The sequence below is a fragment of the Anabaena sp. UHCC 0253 genome, from assembly GCF_009712085.1.
Taxonomy (GTDB): domain Bacteria; phylum Cyanobacteriota; class Cyanobacteriia; order Cyanobacteriales; family Nostocaceae; genus Dolichospermum.
In genome coordinates this window covers 170,406-185,131 of record NZ_VILD01000003.1, presented here as the reverse complement: position 1 = coordinate 185,131, position 14,726 = coordinate 170,406, and the positions used below count along the sequence as shown (strand labels likewise).

At 36.1% G+C, this 14,726-nt stretch carries 20 protein-coding genes; 14 read left to right on the top strand and 6 right to left on the bottom strand.

Features of this window, described 5'->3' with window-relative positions; all coding sequences use genetic code 11:
• From FJR38_RS09175 to FJR38_RS09155, 5 genes are all read left to right on the top strand, one after another.
• Window positions 1-611: aconitase family protein (locus FJR38_RS09175; protein WP_254449407.1), on the top strand; the 611-nt coding region annotated here is incomplete at its 5' end.
• Between the two features lie 57 nt (window positions 612-668).
• On the top strand, window positions 669-917 hold the full coding sequence (locus FJR38_RS09170) for a type II toxin-antitoxin system RelE/ParE family toxin (protein ID WP_016949740.1): 249 nt from the start codon (window positions 669-671) through the stop codon (window positions 915-917).
• A gap of 14 nt (window positions 918-931) precedes the next feature.
• On the top strand, window positions 932-1,129 hold the full coding sequence (locus FJR38_RS09165) for a type II toxin-antitoxin system Phd/YefM family antitoxin (protein WP_168498336.1): 198 nt from the start codon (window positions 932-934) through the stop codon (window positions 1,127-1,129).
• A gap of 24 nt (window positions 1,130-1,153) precedes the next feature.
• Window positions 1,154-1,567 (top strand): element excision factor XisH family protein, encoded by a 414-nt coding sequence (locus tag FJR38_RS09160; protein ID WP_168498338.1) that lies wholly within the window; start codon window positions 1,154-1,156, stop codon window positions 1,565-1,567.
• On the top strand, window positions 1,555-1,896 hold the full coding sequence (locus FJR38_RS09155; RefSeq protein WP_168498341.1) for a XisI protein: 342 nt from the start codon (window positions 1,555-1,557) through the stop codon (window positions 1,894-1,896). Before FJR38_RS09160 ends, FJR38_RS09155 begins: the two co-directional genes overlap by 13 nt.
• A gap of 189 nt (window positions 1,897-2,085) precedes the next feature.
• Here the strand turns inward: FJR38_RS09155 and FJR38_RS09145 are convergent, their stop codons facing one another.
• A complete protein-coding gene (locus FJR38_RS09145; protein WP_168536626.1) occupies window positions 2,086-3,951 on the bottom strand; it encodes an AIPR family protein in 1,866 nt (621 codons plus the stop codon).
• A 423-nt stretch (window positions 3,952-4,374) separates the two neighbouring features.
• On the opposite strand from FJR38_RS09145, the gene FJR38_RS09140 reads away from it, so the two are divergent.
• The 5 genes from FJR38_RS09140 (at window position 4,375) to FJR38_RS09120 (ending at window position 6,220) form a co-directional block, all read left to right on the top strand.
• Window positions 4,375-4,614 (top strand): hypothetical protein, encoded by a 240-nt coding sequence (locus tag FJR38_RS09140; RefSeq protein ID WP_168536624.1) that lies wholly within the window; start codon window positions 4,375-4,377, stop codon window positions 4,612-4,614.
• Between the two features lies 1 nt (window position 4,615).
• Window positions 4,616-5,101: a DUF3368 domain-containing protein gene (locus FJR38_RS09135; RefSeq protein WP_254449406.1), complete on the top strand. Its 486-nt coding sequence runs from the start codon at window positions 4,616-4,618 to the stop codon at window positions 5,099-5,101.
• 53 nt (window positions 5,102-5,154) lie between these two features.
• Window positions 5,155-5,424 carry a hypothetical protein gene (locus tag FJR38_RS09130; RefSeq protein ID WP_168536622.1) on the top strand — a complete coding sequence of 90 codons (270 nt, stop codon included), beginning with the start codon at window positions 5,155-5,157 and terminating at the stop codon, window positions 5,422-5,424.
• A gap of 130 nt (window positions 5,425-5,554) precedes the next feature.
• Entirely contained in the window at window positions 5,555-5,803 is a 249-nt protein-coding gene (locus FJR38_RS09125; protein ID WP_168536620.1) for a hypothetical protein, read from the top strand.
• Window positions 5,804-5,806: 3 nt separating this feature from the next.
• Window positions 5,807-6,220 carry a type II toxin-antitoxin system VapC family toxin gene (locus tag FJR38_RS09120; RefSeq protein WP_168536618.1) on the top strand — a complete coding sequence of 138 codons (414 nt, stop codon included), beginning with the start codon at window positions 5,807-5,809 and terminating at the stop codon, window positions 6,218-6,220.
• Window positions 6,221-6,373: 153 nt separating this feature from the next.
• Here the strand turns inward: FJR38_RS09120 and recR are convergent, their stop codons facing one another.
• Both recR and FJR38_RS09110 read right to left on the bottom strand, forming a co-directional pair.
• Complete coding sequence (gene recR, locus FJR38_RS09115) at window positions 6,374-6,973, bottom strand: recombination mediator RecR (protein WP_168498406.1); 600 nt, start codon at window positions 6,971-6,973, stop codon at window positions 6,374-6,376.
• Between the two features lie 227 nt (window positions 6,974-7,200).
• On the bottom strand, window positions 7,201-7,800 hold the full coding sequence (locus FJR38_RS09110) for a tRNA isopentenyl-2-thiomethyl-A-37 hydroxylase MiaE (protein WP_168536616.1): 600 nt from the start codon (window positions 7,798-7,800) through the stop codon (window positions 7,201-7,203).
• 296 nt (window positions 7,801-8,096) lie between these two features.
• On the opposite strand from FJR38_RS09110, the gene recA reads away from it, so the two are divergent.
• On the top strand, window positions 8,097-9,173 hold the full coding sequence (gene recA, locus FJR38_RS09105) for a recombinase RecA (protein WP_168536614.1): 1,077 nt from the start codon (window positions 8,097-8,099) through the stop codon (window positions 9,171-9,173).
• A gap of 89 nt (window positions 9,174-9,262) precedes the next feature.
• On the opposite strand, the gene FJR38_RS09100 is transcribed toward recA, so the two are convergent.
• Both FJR38_RS09100 and queG read right to left on the bottom strand, forming a co-directional pair.
• Entirely contained in the window at window positions 9,263-9,898 is a 636-nt protein-coding gene (locus FJR38_RS09100; RefSeq protein WP_168498361.1) for an HAD-IA family hydrolase, read from the bottom strand.
• Window positions 9,873-10,847, bottom strand: coding sequence for a tRNA epoxyqueuosine(34) reductase QueG (queG, locus tag FJR38_RS09095; RefSeq protein ID WP_168536612.1), 975 nt, complete (start codon window positions 10,845-10,847; stop codon window positions 9,873-9,875). Before queG ends, FJR38_RS09100 begins: the two co-directional genes overlap by 26 nt.
• 208 nt (window positions 10,848-11,055) lie before the next feature.
• Between queG and FJR38_RS09090 the strand changes: the two genes are divergently transcribed.
• The 3 genes from FJR38_RS09090 (at window position 11,056) to FJR38_RS09080 (ending at window position 14,099) form a co-directional block, all read left to right on the top strand.
• Entirely contained in the window at window positions 11,056-11,571 is a 516-nt protein-coding gene (locus FJR38_RS09090; protein WP_168498365.1) for an orange carotenoid protein N-terminal domain-containing protein, read from the top strand.
• 675 nt (window positions 11,572-12,246) lie between these two features.
• On the top strand, window positions 12,247-13,548 hold the full coding sequence (gene iscB / locus FJR38_RS09085) for an RNA-guided endonuclease IscB (RefSeq protein WP_168536610.1): 1,302 nt from the start codon (window positions 12,247-12,249) through the stop codon (window positions 13,546-13,548).
• 110 nt (window positions 13,549-13,658) lie between these two features.
• Window positions 13,659-14,099, top strand: a complete 441-nt coding sequence (locus tag FJR38_RS09080; RefSeq protein ID WP_168536608.1) for a ketosteroid isomerase family protein — start codon at window positions 13,659-13,661, stop codon at window positions 14,097-14,099.
• 5 nt (window positions 14,100-14,104) lie between these two features.
• On the opposite strand, the gene FJR38_RS09075 is transcribed toward FJR38_RS09080, so the two are convergent.
• Window positions 14,105-14,545, bottom strand: coding sequence for a hypothetical protein (locus tag FJR38_RS09075; protein ID WP_168536606.1), 441 nt, complete (start codon window positions 14,543-14,545; stop codon window positions 14,105-14,107).
• Between the last annotated feature and the right edge of the window lie 181 nt (window positions 14,546-14,726).

Below are 14,726 nucleotides of genomic sequence, written 5' to 3'. Positions count from 1 at the left end.
ATGCAGAAATAATTGAAATTGATTTAAGCGAAATCAAAGAACCAATTGTAGCTGCTCCCAATGACCCAGATAATGTTAAGTTATTATCGGAAGTTGCCAATGATCCTGTACAGGAAGTTTTCGTAGGTTCTTGTATGACAAATATTGGACATTATCGAGCAACCGCGAAGGTTTTAGAAGGTGCAGGTGAGGTGAAAGCACGGTTGTGGATTGCGCCCCCAACTCGCATGGATGAACACCAATTAAAGGAAGAAGGTGTTTATGATGTTTTCGTAGCTGCAAAGGCCAGAACTGAGATTCCAGGATGCAGTTTATGTATGGGAAATCAGGCACGAGTTGATGATAACACAACGGTGTTTTCTACCTCGACTCGTAACTTCAATAATCGCATGGGAAAAGGCGCTCAAGTGTATTTAGGTTCGGCGGAATTAGCAGCAGTTTGTGCGTTGTTAGGAAGACTTCCTAATGTACAGGAATATATGGATATTGTGGGTGAGAGAATTCATCCTTTTGCTGATAATTTGTATCGGTATTTGAACTTTGATCAAATTGCCGGTTTTGAGGATGAGGGGAGGGTGATTAGTAAGGAGGAACAGGCGGCTTTGGTGTAATTTAGGTTAGGGTGGGTCTTGATGACTCACCTGAATGTTTTGAAAAGGTTAAAATATGTGCAGTACCAAATAGAATTTAAACCCAAAGCGATTAAAGATTTACAAAAAATTCCTGTAAATGAAAGAGAACGCATTATCAATAAAATTGAAGCAATGCAAGATGATTTACAAGGAGATGTGAAACGCTTAACAAATTTTACTCCAGAATATCGTTTAAGAGTTGGTGATTATCGAGTTTTGTTTGAATTAGAAGAACAAACTATAATCGTGTATAGGGTTAAGCATCGTAGTAAAGCTTATGAGTAATAGGAGGTTAAAAAATGATTGAATTACATCCTGAGTTTTTAACAAAAAATGGTCAAAAACAATTTGCTGTTTTACCTTATGAGGAGTTTTTAAAGATTAAAGAATTGTTAGAAGATTTGGAAGATTTAAGAGATTTACGAGATGCTAAGGAAGAGGAGAAAGATAGTCCTTCAGTATCTTTAGCAGATGTGAAAAGTATGCTAGTATTTTGATACTATAAATTATCAGGGTAAACAATGCCAGCAAAGGATACTTGTCATGATGCAGTCAAAAATGCTTTAATTAAAGACGGTTGGACAATTACGGCTGATCCTTATTATATAATCTATGGAAAATTAAGACTTGTTGCTGATCTAGGTGCTGAACGTCCATTATCTGCTCAAAGAGGTGATGAGAAAATAGTGATCGAAGTTAAAAGTTTTCTAAATCCATCATTTATTTATGATTTAGAAAGGGCTGTAGGTCAGTATATCATTTATCGTAATTATCTTAAAAGAACCGCACCAGACCATCAGATTTACTTAGCACTTGGTCAACTTGTTTATAAAGCTAATTTTGACGAAACTATCCAAGTTGTTGTTGATGAAAACCAACTTAAATTAATCATTGTAGATACAGACAAGGAGGTTATTACCAAATGGATAAGTTAGAAAATTACCGATTTTTAATCAAAAAAATCTTAACAGAATATCATCAACTTTTTTCCTCTGCATCTCCTGATAATATAGAAATGCTCTTAGCTTTTGATGAGCAAAGAGATCAATATTTATGGTTTCAAGTTGGTTGGACAACGGAGGAAAGGATTAAGGGAATTTCTGTCCATATTCGCATTAAAAATGAGAAGATTTACATTGAGGAAGATTGGACTGAGGAAGGAATTGCAACTGAGTTATTACGGGAAGGTGTACCAAAAGAGGATATTGTTTTGGCTTTTCATGATCCAGAAACTCGGAAATTAACGGAGTTTGCTGTTGCTTAATACTTTCACTCGATCCTAAATTTAATCCATAGGGAAACAAAAATGAACTTTTACACAGTTGTTCGCAGACAAAGTTATGGTTATTGGGTGGGTTTGTGTTTAGAGAATGGTATTGTTGGACAGGGTGAGTCTTGATGGCTCACCTTGACTTTAAAATATAAGGATGATAGTTTAGTAAACTTTCCTAAGTTATAGAGGAAGACTCCCTTGCTTATCTGTGATCTCCTTTTGTCTCTCTTTTGACAAATTTTTATTTGTAATCCCCATTTCTATCAAAATAAAATCAGTGAAAGCTGGTTGTTTACAAATTTTCTCGTAGTCTGGTAAGTTAGATTTAAAATTTTGTTGACTATACTTTTGGCAGAAATCAATTAATTTATTGTTAGCTTCAATGAAAAATTTTTCTGCTTCTTCAGGATGATCAAGAATACGAAGTAATTCATTACAATATTTTTCAATATCTTTTTTATTCTTACAACTTAAACAATCACCAGGAATAGCAAGATATTTAAAAATCATTAACAGATAATACTTAACCACTGTTGAAGTATCTTTCCTGGCATAATTTTTATTAAATGATGATTTTTTATAGAAAAAGTTAAGCTGATAAAATGCCCATGAACTTGTGTAATATGCTATTGGATAATGATCCTTGTGAAAAATATCACTTCCAATGCTATCAATTAATTTTTGATCAAAATATTTAACTTTATGAGGTTCATCCAAGAACATTGCGGTGAAACTTTTGATCTGAGGTTGAATCTTAATAATCCTCGTTTTAATAACATCTTGATTAAAAAACTGTCCAGGTCTTCTTTCATAATAAAGATTTTTAATATGTCTTGATTGCTGACTTTCATAACATTCTTCTAATCTTTTATTAAAATCAGATAAAGCAGCAAGTAATTCTTTTTTGACTTCTGTTTGAGAATTTGTTGCTTTTATGATTTTATTTCTAATATTATCATCATCTGTTTCAATTATTCTAAGAGGTATAATGATATTATCTATGTTAGGAAAGTCTTTACACATATCTAAAACATGACTAGTTTGACAACCATTAACAATCTGATAATTAATTAATTGGTATTTATCATCATCTATGAGGTTTAAGTCTTGCGTAATAATTGTTATTCCATTATTTAGCAAGGGGAAAAGAGATATTTCTTCTTCTGATTTTAAAGTTTCTTTTATGGCTTCATTGATTGAATTATCTTCTCCTACTCCTAAAAAACCTCTAATATTATCATAGAAAATAGCATCTCTAATCTTGTTATCTTCATCCAAAATTATGTTTTTAAACTCAGCAAAAGATATTGCTGTTATATAAGCTTTTTCTACTCCGGGAACTTTTAAAGTAAAATACTTACTAACTTTAATTGTAGCTTCAACTTGACGCTTAGTTTGTCTATATAATTTTTCAATCTTGTCAGATCCCCACAATTGAAAATTAATTCCCGACAAGAACCTTAATTTGACTTCTAATTCTTTAACGAGTCTTGATTGTTTACTTTTAATTGTAGAATCAGCCTCTTTATGAGAAATACAAATATAGTAAATATTGCACTCTGGTTTCTTGTCTCGTATATTTGTAATATACTTTTTAAGCAAATAAGATGCTAAAGCAGCTTTTTCTTTAACCTGCTCACTTCTGGAATATATAGGTAGCATATCTCTATAATCAGCAAAGAAATCTTCTACTGCATCAATAGTTTTTTTAACCACTTCAAATTCAAAACTATGTTTTAGTTTTGCTTGAACAAAAATGAATTTTAATTTTAAAGTTCTACTCTTTTTCTCGCCAATAACTTGTTCTGCATCTTCTTCGGAATTAACTAAAATATCATCAATAAAAATACCTATACCATCTAGTCCTGTATCTTTAGTTTGTCCTGTGTGGACTTTAGTTACATCAAATTCTTCTGCTCTACGATTAAAAGATGAAAATACACAATAATTAGCAAATAACTCAAAATCTGTATAGTCAAGCCCTGATTCTAACTCATATTCTTTCAAGAATTGTTGAACAAAACTGTTTATTACTGGGTCTGCCATACTTTTAATCTCACTACGTACCTAAAAATACTTAGAAACGTCTATATAATAACATGAATTTTTATTTTTAGTTATGGACAGCGATCTCTCTTGGTTTATGGGTTTATGGAGAGCGATCACTTATTACCCTTAAAGTTAAAAAATAAGCCAAACCCTTGCTAAAATAATATTAGCTACCTATTAAACTACAAGAAATCTATGCAAACCAAAGAATTAATTATACAAGAACTACAGTAAATACCAGAAGTTGAACTAACCCAAATACTTAATTACATTCGTGCTGTTAAACAAAAAAGCAACTCCCAACCAACTGAATATAAACCTATTTGGGAAGTAGCTGATGATATTATCAAAGATATTCCTAAAGAAGTCTTATAAACACTTCCTCCTGATGGTGTAGAAAAACTTATGAGTATCAAATAAATGAATCACCCAACTACCTTTAAAGAAATTGCTTCTCAAGTGCAATTATTCCAGAGTATAGAACAAAAAGAAACATTTATATTTGTACTCGGTGCTTTAACATCTCGATTAATTAGTTTGCATAAAGCAGCCGAAATCATGGACATGGATATAGAAATGTTTGTGAAAATTTTAGAATTAATGGGGATAGATTTCTCATATCTTACAGATGAAGATATCGCTATAGAAAAAACCTGGTAAGATGATGAAAATAGTATTTAACTCTTCCCCTTTAATTTTCTTATCTCGTTTAGATTTCCTTGATTTATTCCTGACAACCAAATCTCAATTTTTATTACCAGAAAGCGTTAAACAAGAAATCAGTGGTAAACAAGATAAATCATCAATACATATTAATACACTAATCGCTGAGAATAAATTATTAGTCCAAAAAGTACAATTAGTTTCTTTAGCTAATCGCTTAAATGAGCGTTTAGGAATAGGAGAATCTGAAGCAATTACTTTAGGTGTAGAATTACAACCAGATTATATTATTTTAGATGACTTTGCGGCTAGAAAAGAAGCAATAAGACTAGGATTAAATGTTAAAGGAACTTTAGCAGTAATTCGTAAATTACAGGTAGAGGGTAAAATTAATATTTCCGATTTAGATATATTGTACCAACAAATCAGGAATGTTAATTTTAGGGTAAAGCGAGAAATTTTTGATAGTATTTTTGAGGATTGATAAATGATTGAATTACATATAAAACAAGCGTTAAAAAAATTGGGTAAAAACTAATGAAACTCGCAAACCAAAAAATTGGCAGTGAAAGCTCAACGCTTAATCAGTTATTAATGGAATTACAGGAAGAATGCCAAAATGTGATTTCTTTGGTTAATCAATTACAACTTTCTGAATTAAGCGATGCCTTCGGCGAGCGCAGCTATCGCCAAAAGGGTAAAATACTTTCAGAATTGCTGGTAGCTTCAATTCATTTACATTCCCATTGTGATGAAGATTGGCAAAATTTGATTTCTGATGAGCTGGAAACTTTAGCAGATGATTAAGGGTTTCTGCACGGCGATCGCATTTTGGGTACGGTTTTGAAAGAGCAATCGCTTATTACCCTTAAAGTTGAAAAACAAGCCAAACCCTTGCTAAAATAATATTAGCTACCTATTAAACTACAAGAAATATATGCAAACCAAAGAATTAATTATACAAGAACTACAGCAAATCCCAGAAATTGAACTAACCCAAATACTTAATTACATTCGTGCTGTTAAAGAAAAAAGCAACTCGCAACCAACTGAATATAAACCTATTTGGGAAGTAGCTGATGATATCATCAAAGATATTCCTCAAGAAGTCTTAGAAACACTTCCTCCAGATGGAGCAGAAAAACATGATTACTATCTTTATCAACAAGATTCTATAAAAGAATAAATAATGAAAAGCATTTTTGCAGATACGTTTTATTGGGTAGCATTAATTAATAAAAGTGATTCATGGCATGAGCGTGTCAGAAGTTATAGCTGTAATCTATCAAATATTAAAATTATCACTACGGAGGAAGTTTTAACAGAAACCATAAATTTTTTTGCTTCTTTTCCTACACCAATGAGAGCAGCAGTTTCTCAGCTAGTAGTGCAAATTATTGCAGATCATAATATTCAAGTAATTGCTCAAACCCATGAATCGTTTATAGCAGGTTTAGAGTTATTTCAACAACGATTTGATAAAGGATATAGTTTAACAGACTGTATTTCTATGATGACAATGAAAAATCTCAATATCATAGAAATCTTAACCCATGATAAACATTTTACACAAGAGGGTTTTCTTATCTTGTTTAAAGATTAACAGTTAAATTGGGTATAGCTTCTAAAAGCAATAGCGGAATGCTGACCGAAGGTATCGCATAGCTTACAGAAAATATTGCTTTTTTGTACCATCACAGCTAAGAAGCCCAACAAGTATGATCAGGAAAAGTTGCCAGGGCGAGTATTTATTACCTTAATCTAGCTCTCTCCGTCCTTCTAATGCTCTAGCTAAAGTTAATTCATCAGCATATTCTAAATCACCACCTACAGGTAAACCAAAGGCAATACGGGTGACTTTTGTAAATGGTTTCAGTAATTGACCTATGTATAATGTTGTGGTTTCCCCTTCGATACTGGGACTAATGGCTAAAATCACCTCTTGGGGTTTTTGTTCACTTACCCGTCTCACTAAAGCTTGAATAGTTAACTGTTCAGGTCCTATACCATCCATGGGGGAAATTACGCCACCTAAAACATGATATTTACCTTTATATTCACGGGTTTTTTCTAAAGCAATCACATCACGAGAATCTGCAACTACGCAAATAGTTGTATTGTCTCGCTGAGGGTGACGACAAATTTCACATACTGGATCTGATGAAAGGTGAAAGCAAACTTGACACAAGCCTACCTGTTTTTTCGCGTCAACAAGTGCTTGAGCTAAAGCTTCTACCTCTGCTTCTGGTCTTTTTAATATATGCAAAGCTAATCGTTGGGCGCTTTTTGGACCAACTCCGGGTAGCCGTTGCAGTTGTTCAATTAATCGGGCTAAGGGACGTGCGTAAACCGTAATTTTACCTCCGGGCTTTTTTTCTATTTTACAATCATCTCATCTCAAAATTAAAATGAGTTATGTTTCGCGCAAAGGAGCAAAGACGCAAAGTTTGAGCAATTTTAACCAATAAAATATTGTATAGCATTTCCTAGTCTGCTGAGGTACAAATTTATCTGCGGTTAGTTATTTTTTCGGTGTACCTCAATGAGAATCGCTATAATCATGAATACTCCGTCGAAAACTGACTAACTATGAATTCTCGGTTCTGGGTGTAAAGTTGATAATAATTGACTTTCCACCTCTGCTAATTCATCTAATCTATCCATGACGATTTTTCGGTCAAAATAAGTATCAGCTAAAACCCAATATGTGCCAAAATGTCGGGCTTCTGATGCCATTAAACTGCGGTAAAATTCCGCTAATTCGGGTTCTGGACAGTTAGCAGATAGGAGTCCTAAACGTTCATGACTACGGGCTTCTATTAAACCAGTGACGAGTAAAGAGTCTAAAAATCTATGGGGTTCTTGTCCCCGTACCTGAGATTTTAACCCTGCACCGTAGGGGGGTGCGGAAAGGGCTGCTAGTTTGATCTCACGGCGTTCTAGCCATTGATTAACGAGTTCAAAGTGTTCTAATTCTTCACGAGCGATCGCTGTTAATTCCCTCACCATTTTACTATTAGAGGGATAGCGAAACATCATATTTAATGCTACACCTGCGGCTTTGCGTTCACAGTGAGAGTGATCTAGTAAAATAATATCCAGGTTAGCGATCGCTTGCTCTACCCAAGCATCACTGGTAGGTTGTTTAAGAGCATTAATAGTGGGTAAAGGTGAACTTAGCACAGGAAAGACAACTCCAGATTCAACAATTTAGCTACTGGATTTTAATTGTAAACTATTGATTATATTTTATACGCTTATATATGAATTATCACAGTTTGTGCTAGGCTGAAACTGTAAAAATCACCCCTTTGCAAAATTCCCGATAGCCATTAACCTAATGTTGTAGCGATCGCGTTAGGATTTAGTCAAACCTATTTTGTAAACATTCCTATTGGCACACTTTTCGAGTAAGATAGTATATCTGTTCTATAAAAACTCTTCCACAATTTTGGAAAATCCTATACTTAGAGGCAATAATGGCAACTAATACCGAAACTTCAGGCAAGCAAAAAGCGTTAAATATCGTACTTGGACAAATTGAACGCAGCTTTGGAAAAGGCGCAATCATGCGTCTCGGTGATGCTACCCGAATGAAGGTAGAAACAATATCTACTGGGGCGCTTACCCTAGATTTAGCCTTGGGTGGGGGTTTACCCAAAGGACGAGTCATCGAAATCTATGGACCAGAAAGTTCTGGTAAAACCACCGTCGCCCTCCATGCTCTGGCAGAAGTGCAGCGAAATGGCGGTATTGCGGCATTTGTAGATGCTGAACACGCTCTAGATCCTACCTACGCTGCCGCTTTGGGTGTAGATATTGATAACTTACTTGTTTCCCAACCAGACAATGGCGAATCAGCACTAGAAATTGTTGATCAACTGGTGCGTTCTGCGGCGGTTGATATTGTTGTCATTGACTCCGTAGCTGCCCTTGTACCCCGCGCCGAAATTGAAGGAGATATGGGGGATATTCACGTGGGTTTACAAGCTCGGTTAATGAGCCAAGCTTTACGGAAAATTACTGGCAATATTGGTAAATCTGGATGCACAGTTATTTTCATTAACCAGTTGCGGCAAAAAATCGGTGTCACCTATGGTAGTCCAGAAACTACAACGGGTGGTAATGCTCTGAAATTCTACGCTTCCGTGCGCTTGGATATTCGCAGAATTCAAACTTTGAAAAAAGGGACTGATGAATTTGGCAACCGTGTCAAAGTGAAAGTAGCTAAAAATAAAGTTGCACCACCTTTTAGAATTGCCGAATTTGACATTATCTTTGGCAAAGGAGTTTCTACCATTGGTTGTCTAGTAGACATAGCCGAAGAAACTGGTGTTCTTCTCCGCAAAGGTGCTTGGTATAGTTACAGTGGGGAAAATATTTCTCAAGGTAGAGATAACGCTATTAAGTATTTAGAAGAAAAAGCAGAATTTGCTGCCAAAGTTAAAGAACAAGTTCTGGAAAAACTAGATAAAGGTGCTGTAGTTTCTGCTAATTCTGTAGTTCAACCCCATGACGTTGAAGAGGAAGAAGAGATTGATTTAGAAGAAGAATAGACTTTTGGTGGTGAATAATTAAATAATCTAAAGGAGTTATGTAGGGACAATTCATGAATTGTCCTTACGCCTTTTCTAAAAACATCCACTTAACAGCTTTTAATTACATCTAGTAATTCACTAGGATGATGAATTAAAAAATCTGGATTTTGTTTACTTAATGCTTCGGAAGAATTAAAACCCCAACTTACCGCAATTACTTTAATATTGGCTTTTTTGGCAGATTCTATATCTCTAGTTTCATCTCCTACATAAATTACTGCTTCTGGTTTGAATTGTTTTTGGCGCAAAACATTATTAATGATTGTAGTTTTGCCAAAAATAGTTACTCCTGAATAAATAAAATTAAACAGATAATCTAAATTATGACACTTGAGAAATTCATTCACATTTTCTTGAGAGTTAGAAGTAATAATTCCCAGGTGATATCCTTGATTATAGAGTTCTATTAGGGCAACATTAATGCCATCAATAGGTTCTAATTCTGGGATTTTAAGTTTTAATTCTCCTTTTACTTTTTTGACAAGAAAAGGAATTTTGAATAAGGAAACGCCAGAATATTTAATAATCTCCCTGGCTGTTAGATTTCTGAGTATAGCTAGTTCTTGAGGATTGATAGGGACATATCCAAATTCCAGGGCTAAACGATTGGCAATAGTTACAAGAGCATCTACTGTATCAGCAATCGTCCCATCAAAATCAAAAATTATTACTTTTTGGGTCATTCTTGTGCCTGGATGCGTCAATATTAGCGCGAGCATTACGTCGGAACATTTCTGGTTTAATGCGCCGCAAGGCTGATGCTGTGAATCTTTTGTCCCACTCCTCATTTGATATTTGCGCTAATTCTACCAGCTTGGGGGCTAAATTCCCAGCATAGGGTTGAAAATCAGTGACATCAGTTACTTGAGCAAATCGTTGATTCCAAGGACAAACATCTTGACAAATATCGCAACCTGCAACCCATCCTTGTAAATGAGGTGTAATCTCTTCCGGGAGTTCTTCTGCCCGATTTTCAATTGTATGATAGGCAATGCAGCGGTTAGCATCTACTACAAAGGGTTCAGTAATTGCACCAGTAGGACAAGCTTGCAGACAACGAGTACAAGTTCCACAATGTTGGGTAGATGGGCGATCGCTTTCTAATTCCAGATTGGTTAAAACTTCTCCCAAAAATACCCACGAACCATATTTTCGGGTAATCACATTGCCATTTTTAGCAATCCAACCAATTCCCGCTTTTTGCGCCCAAACTTTATCTTGGACTGGCCCTGTATCTGCATAATAACGCGCTTTTACATTTGCCCCCAGAGATTCTAGCCAAATAGCCAATTCTTTCAGCTTTTTGTGCATAACTCTATGATAATCCCTACCCCAGCCATAACGGGAAATTTTTCCGTATTCATCTCCTTGGGGACGTTCATGAGGAGTGTAATAATTCAATGCTACAGCTATGAGCGATCGCACTTCTGGCATAACTAAACTAATATTCTCACGCTTAGGATTTTTCATCCATTCCATGTCGGCGTGATAACCCATGTTTAGCCAATCTTGCAATTTTTGTGTCTCTATCGTCTCTAAATCACCTACAGCAGCAATACCCACTTGGTGAAATCCCAACTCTTGAGCTTTTGCTTTCACCACTACGCTGCTAATTGATGTACATTCATTCATTTTTCTTATGGGAAATTTAGCCAAGAGTAAAGAAATGGTGAGAACATTATACACCCCACTTATGATCCCCAGTTTCTCTATTCCTTACTACATATATATGTAAATTTTATTTGCAATTTGTTAAGAAATAATGCAACATGGGATGGAAGAGGTCAAGCAACCCAGAGTGATGAACCTCCTGACCTAATCAATAGACAGTGGAGAAATTATGACATTCACTTCTGATTCAGCTTCAACCCAATTTTCTGGCGCTTTTAACTACAGCACCAGTGACGCTATCCCTGCCACTATTACCGTATTTAAAGCCCTAAACGTGGATGATCAGTTAGCAGTCCTGTGGTATGCCTACACAGAAATGGGTCGTTCTATTACCCCTGCTGCTACAGGTGCGGCGCGTTTGCAACTAGCAGAAGGTCTTTTAAATCAAATCCAACAAATGTCTCACGCCGAACAGTTGGAAGTTATGCGTGACTTGGCTACTCAAAGAAATACCCCAGTTTCTCGCTCCTATGGGATCTTCAGCGTCAACACCAAGTTAGCTTTCTGGTACGAATTATCAGAATTAATGGCGAAAGGTCTTGTTATTCCCGTACCCGCCGGCTATCAATTATCCCGTGACGGCTCACAAGTTTTAGAAACTTTGAAAGAATTAGATTTTGGTCAACAAATTACTGTTTTGCGGAAAGTAGTCTCAGATATGGGTGTAGACCCCCTCGCTGATTAGGTGACCTGAGAAGCAACAACCCTTTTACCAAATTTTAGATTTTGAATTTTAGATTTTGAATTCCCTAAAAGGGTTGACAATTAATTTTTGATATCCTCTCAACCTCAATGTTTTGCCATGTAATAGTTCTCAGGCAACTATCTGAGGACTATTTTTTATTAGGGTTGTAAGTAGGTAGGTGGGAAAACTTATAACTATGTCATTGCGAGTGGAACGCAGCAATCCCAAGAGTTTTGGGTAATTTACAGTTCGTTACATAGTTGGGTTGATTAGCATCTACCTACTTAAGGGCGAAGCATTCGGGTGATAAATTATCGGTTTTCTCCCAAATTTATTTTCCGAATGCTTCGCCCCTACATCCTGACTTCTTCTATTTAAAATATTCAGGTAAATATGTCAGTAACTCAGCCCTAAAGGGACTGAGCTTGTAAGAAATTGCAAGCTGTACTGACCAGTCTAAGTCTTCACTGACTACGTTTTTTGAGTCACGACACCCTGGAATCCGTAGCTAGTTCCCTGCTCTGTCGCTTGTGATTAAACAGTTTCAAAGTCACTGAAACAGTGTTGCCAGCCTAACAAGCTCTTAAAACATTGACGTTCGCGCAGCGTGCCGGAGGCATTCAGCTAACATTACCCGCAAGGCTTGCCTTGAGCGCAGTCGAAAGGAGGGACTTTATGTCCAAAGTATTTGTAATTGACACTGACAAACGACCGCTAGATCCAATTCATTCAGCCCAAGCTAGACAACTATTAAGAAACAAAAAAGCAGCCGTATTCAGACGATTCCCATTCACAATTATCCTCAAAGAATCGCACTCTGATTCTGCTGTTTCTCCTTTGAGATTAAAGCTTGACCCTGGTGCAAAGCATACAGGAATAGCATTAATCAATGACGTTACTGGTGAGGTTGTATTTGCTGCTGAATTAAAACATAGAGGTTTTGCAATTCGAGAGTCCTTAACTTCTAGAAGACAATTAAGACGTTCTAGACGTGGTAGAAAAACTCGTTACAGACAGCCAAGATTCTTAAATAGAACCCGTCCAGAGGGATGGTTAGCACCAAGCTTACAAAGTCGAATTGAGAATATCAAAACTTGGGTTAAGAAGTTGTGTAACCTTGCACGAATTGAGGCTATTAGTCAAGAATTGGTACGGTTTGATATGCAGTTAATGGCTAATCATGATATTCAAGGCAAGGAATATCAACAAGGAACTTTAGCTGGTTACGAAACCAGAGAATACTTATTAGAAAACTGGGATAGGCAATGCGGCTATTGTGGAGTGAAAGACGTTCCTTTTCAAGTAGAGCATATTCATCCACGAGCCAAGGGTGGTAGTAATTCAATAACAAATCTCACTTTAAGTTGTGAAAAATGTAACACCAAAAAAGGAACGAAAGATATTAAAGATTTCCTCAAGAAAGACCCATTAAAGTTAGAAAAAATCTTGAAGCAAGCAAAAAGACCACTAGCTGATGCAGCCGCAGTAAACACAACTCGTTTTGCATTACTAGAAGTTTTAAAAGCGACTGGATTACCCGTAGAAACTGGTTCAGGAGGTTTAACTAAATTCAACCGTAGCAAGCAGAAACTAAAGAAAACTCACTGGATTGATGCGGCTTGTGTTGGTCAATCAACTCCAATTCTCAATATCAAAGGTGTTAAGCCATTGTTAATTACAGCTAACGGTCACGGCACTAGACAATCTTGCAGAACCGATAAATTTGGTTTTCCAAATCGTCACTGTTCTAGAATTAAATTTCATTTTGGTTTTCAAACAGGAGACATCGTTAAATCAGTTGTCAAAACTGGTAAAAAAGTTGGCGAATATGTTGGCAGGATTGCTACTCGTGCGACAGGAAGTTTCAATATCTCAACTAGAAATGGATTAGTTCAAGGAATTAGCTATAAAACCTGTAGAACTATCCACAAAAAAGATGGTTATGGCTACTCAAGTCAAAAGATTCAATGCGGTTAAAACCGTGGTCAGTGAGCTTGTCGAACTGCCCGTGTCGCGGCTGGTGAGCTGCGTCGAACCATCCCTCTCAGCACTGAAGTGTCTGAGTTTCCCACTTACCGCGAGGTCTTATGACATTTACTAAGTTTTCATCACTAACGAAACTCCAAATTAAAGGAGTGACAGAGCCAAATATTGTAAATTATTTTACGACTTTAAACGCCGGAGAGTTTACAAAAACGGCTGCTTTATTTGCTGAAGATGGTGTGATGAATCCACCATTTGAATCTGCTATTGTTGGAGTTGATGCGATCGCTACTTACCTTGAAAAAGAAGCCCAAGATATCAAAGCTTATCCCCAACAGGGAATTAGTGAGAATTTGTCAGATTACCAGATTCAAATTCAGGTAACAGGTAAAGTTGAAACTTCTTGGTGTGGTGTCAATGTATTGTGGTTATTCATTCTTAACCAAAATAAACAAATTGTTGATGCTAGAATCAAGCTTTTAGCTTCACCCCAAAATCTACTGTCCTTACGTCCACCCGACAAAGAATATACAGTTGATCACTAAATATTTTAAGATTTAGTAGCAGTGGTTTGAGCCAAAGAACGTAATAGCAAATTTCTACCTAGCTCAACACCTGACGGTCCACACTGCCAATCTGGATGTGCTGTCATTAACAAACTATCTAACGTTTCTTGATCAAACAAATGCCACACAGGAGCATCATTAATTCTCGACTCTAATGCGTAGCAGTTAGGAGAAACACAGCGAATCATACAGCGGCTAGAGATTCTCGCCAAACTCATGATTTCACCAGGTTGGAGAGAGCGAAATTGACGGATAACTGCTTTGAATTCGCTGACAGAAGATACTATAAGACCAGGTAGAGCCATTGTTGCTTTTTTCTCTCCATTCACCGCAATCCAGTAATGACGACTAGGATCAATTCCTTCTAACCAAGGTGACTCATCATCTAGACGATAGCGGGGTGATAGGCAAAATAAAGCTTCCATAGTTTAAATTTTATTAAATTGATTATTTTATGTTAATTAACTAAAACAACGGGCGATTATTCATTAATCATCCCTTATATTTACAGTATTTGATAAGTAATAGTAATAAGTCAAATAAATTTAGCAAAAGTTATTAACTAAGTTTATATTTCTTAATATAACAATTTATACTTATTTAGGA

Excerpts from the sequence above, each read along its gene's own strand:
- FJR38_RS09165 (WP_168498336.1), top strand. The coding sequence starts at position 932 with ATGATTGAATTACATCCTGAGTTTTTAACAAAAAATGGTCAAAAACAA.
- FJR38_RS09160 (WP_168498338.1), top strand. The coding sequence starts at position 1,154 with ATGCCAGCAAAGGATACTTGTCATGATGCAGTCAAAAATGCTTTAATT.
- FJR38_RS09155 (WP_168498341.1), top strand. The coding sequence starts at position 1,555 with ATGGATAAGTTAGAAAATTACCGATTTTTAATCAAAAAAATCTTAACA.
- FJR38_RS09145 (WP_168536626.1), bottom strand. The coding sequence starts at position 3,951 with ATGGCAGACCCAGTAATAAACAGTTTTGTTCAACAATTCTTGAAAGAA.
- FJR38_RS09140 (WP_168536624.1), top strand. The coding sequence starts at position 4,375 with ATGAATCACCCAACTACCTTTAAAGAAATTGCTTCTCAAGTGCAATTA.
- FJR38_RS09135 (WP_254449406.1), top strand. The coding sequence starts at position 4,616 with ATGATGAAAATAGTATTTAACTCTTCCCCTTTAATTTTCTTATCTCGT.
- FJR38_RS09130 (WP_168536622.1), top strand. The coding sequence starts at position 5,155 with ATGAAACTCGCAAACCAAAAAATTGGCAGTGAAAGCTCAACGCTTAAT.
- FJR38_RS09125 (WP_168536620.1), top strand. The coding sequence starts at position 5,555 with ATGCAAACCAAAGAATTAATTATACAAGAACTACAGCAAATCCCAGAA.
- FJR38_RS09120 (WP_168536618.1), top strand. The coding sequence starts at position 5,807 with ATGAAAAGCATTTTTGCAGATACGTTTTATTGGGTAGCATTAATTAAT.
- recA (WP_168536614.1), top strand. The coding sequence starts at position 8,097 with ATGGCAACTAATACCGAAACTTCAGGCAAGCAAAAAGCGTTAAATATC.
- FJR38_RS09100 (WP_168498361.1), bottom strand. The coding sequence starts at position 9,898 with ATGACCCAAAAAGTAATAATTTTTGATTTTGATGGGACGATTGCTGAT.
- queG (WP_168536612.1), bottom strand. The coding sequence starts at position 10,847 with ATGAATGAATGTACATCAATTAGCAGCGTAGTGGTGAAAGCAAAAGCT.
- FJR38_RS09090 (WP_168498365.1), top strand. The coding sequence starts at position 11,056 with ATGACATTCACTTCTGATTCAGCTTCAACCCAATTTTCTGGCGCTTTT.
- iscB (WP_168536610.1), top strand. The coding sequence starts at position 12,247 with ATGTCCAAAGTATTTGTAATTGACACTGACAAACGACCGCTAGATCCA.
- FJR38_RS09080 (WP_168536608.1), top strand. The coding sequence starts at position 13,659 with ATGACATTTACTAAGTTTTCATCACTAACGAAACTCCAAATTAAAGGA.
- FJR38_RS09075 (WP_168536606.1), bottom strand. The coding sequence starts at position 14,545 with ATGGAAGCTTTATTTTGCCTATCACCCCGCTATCGTCTAGATGATGAG.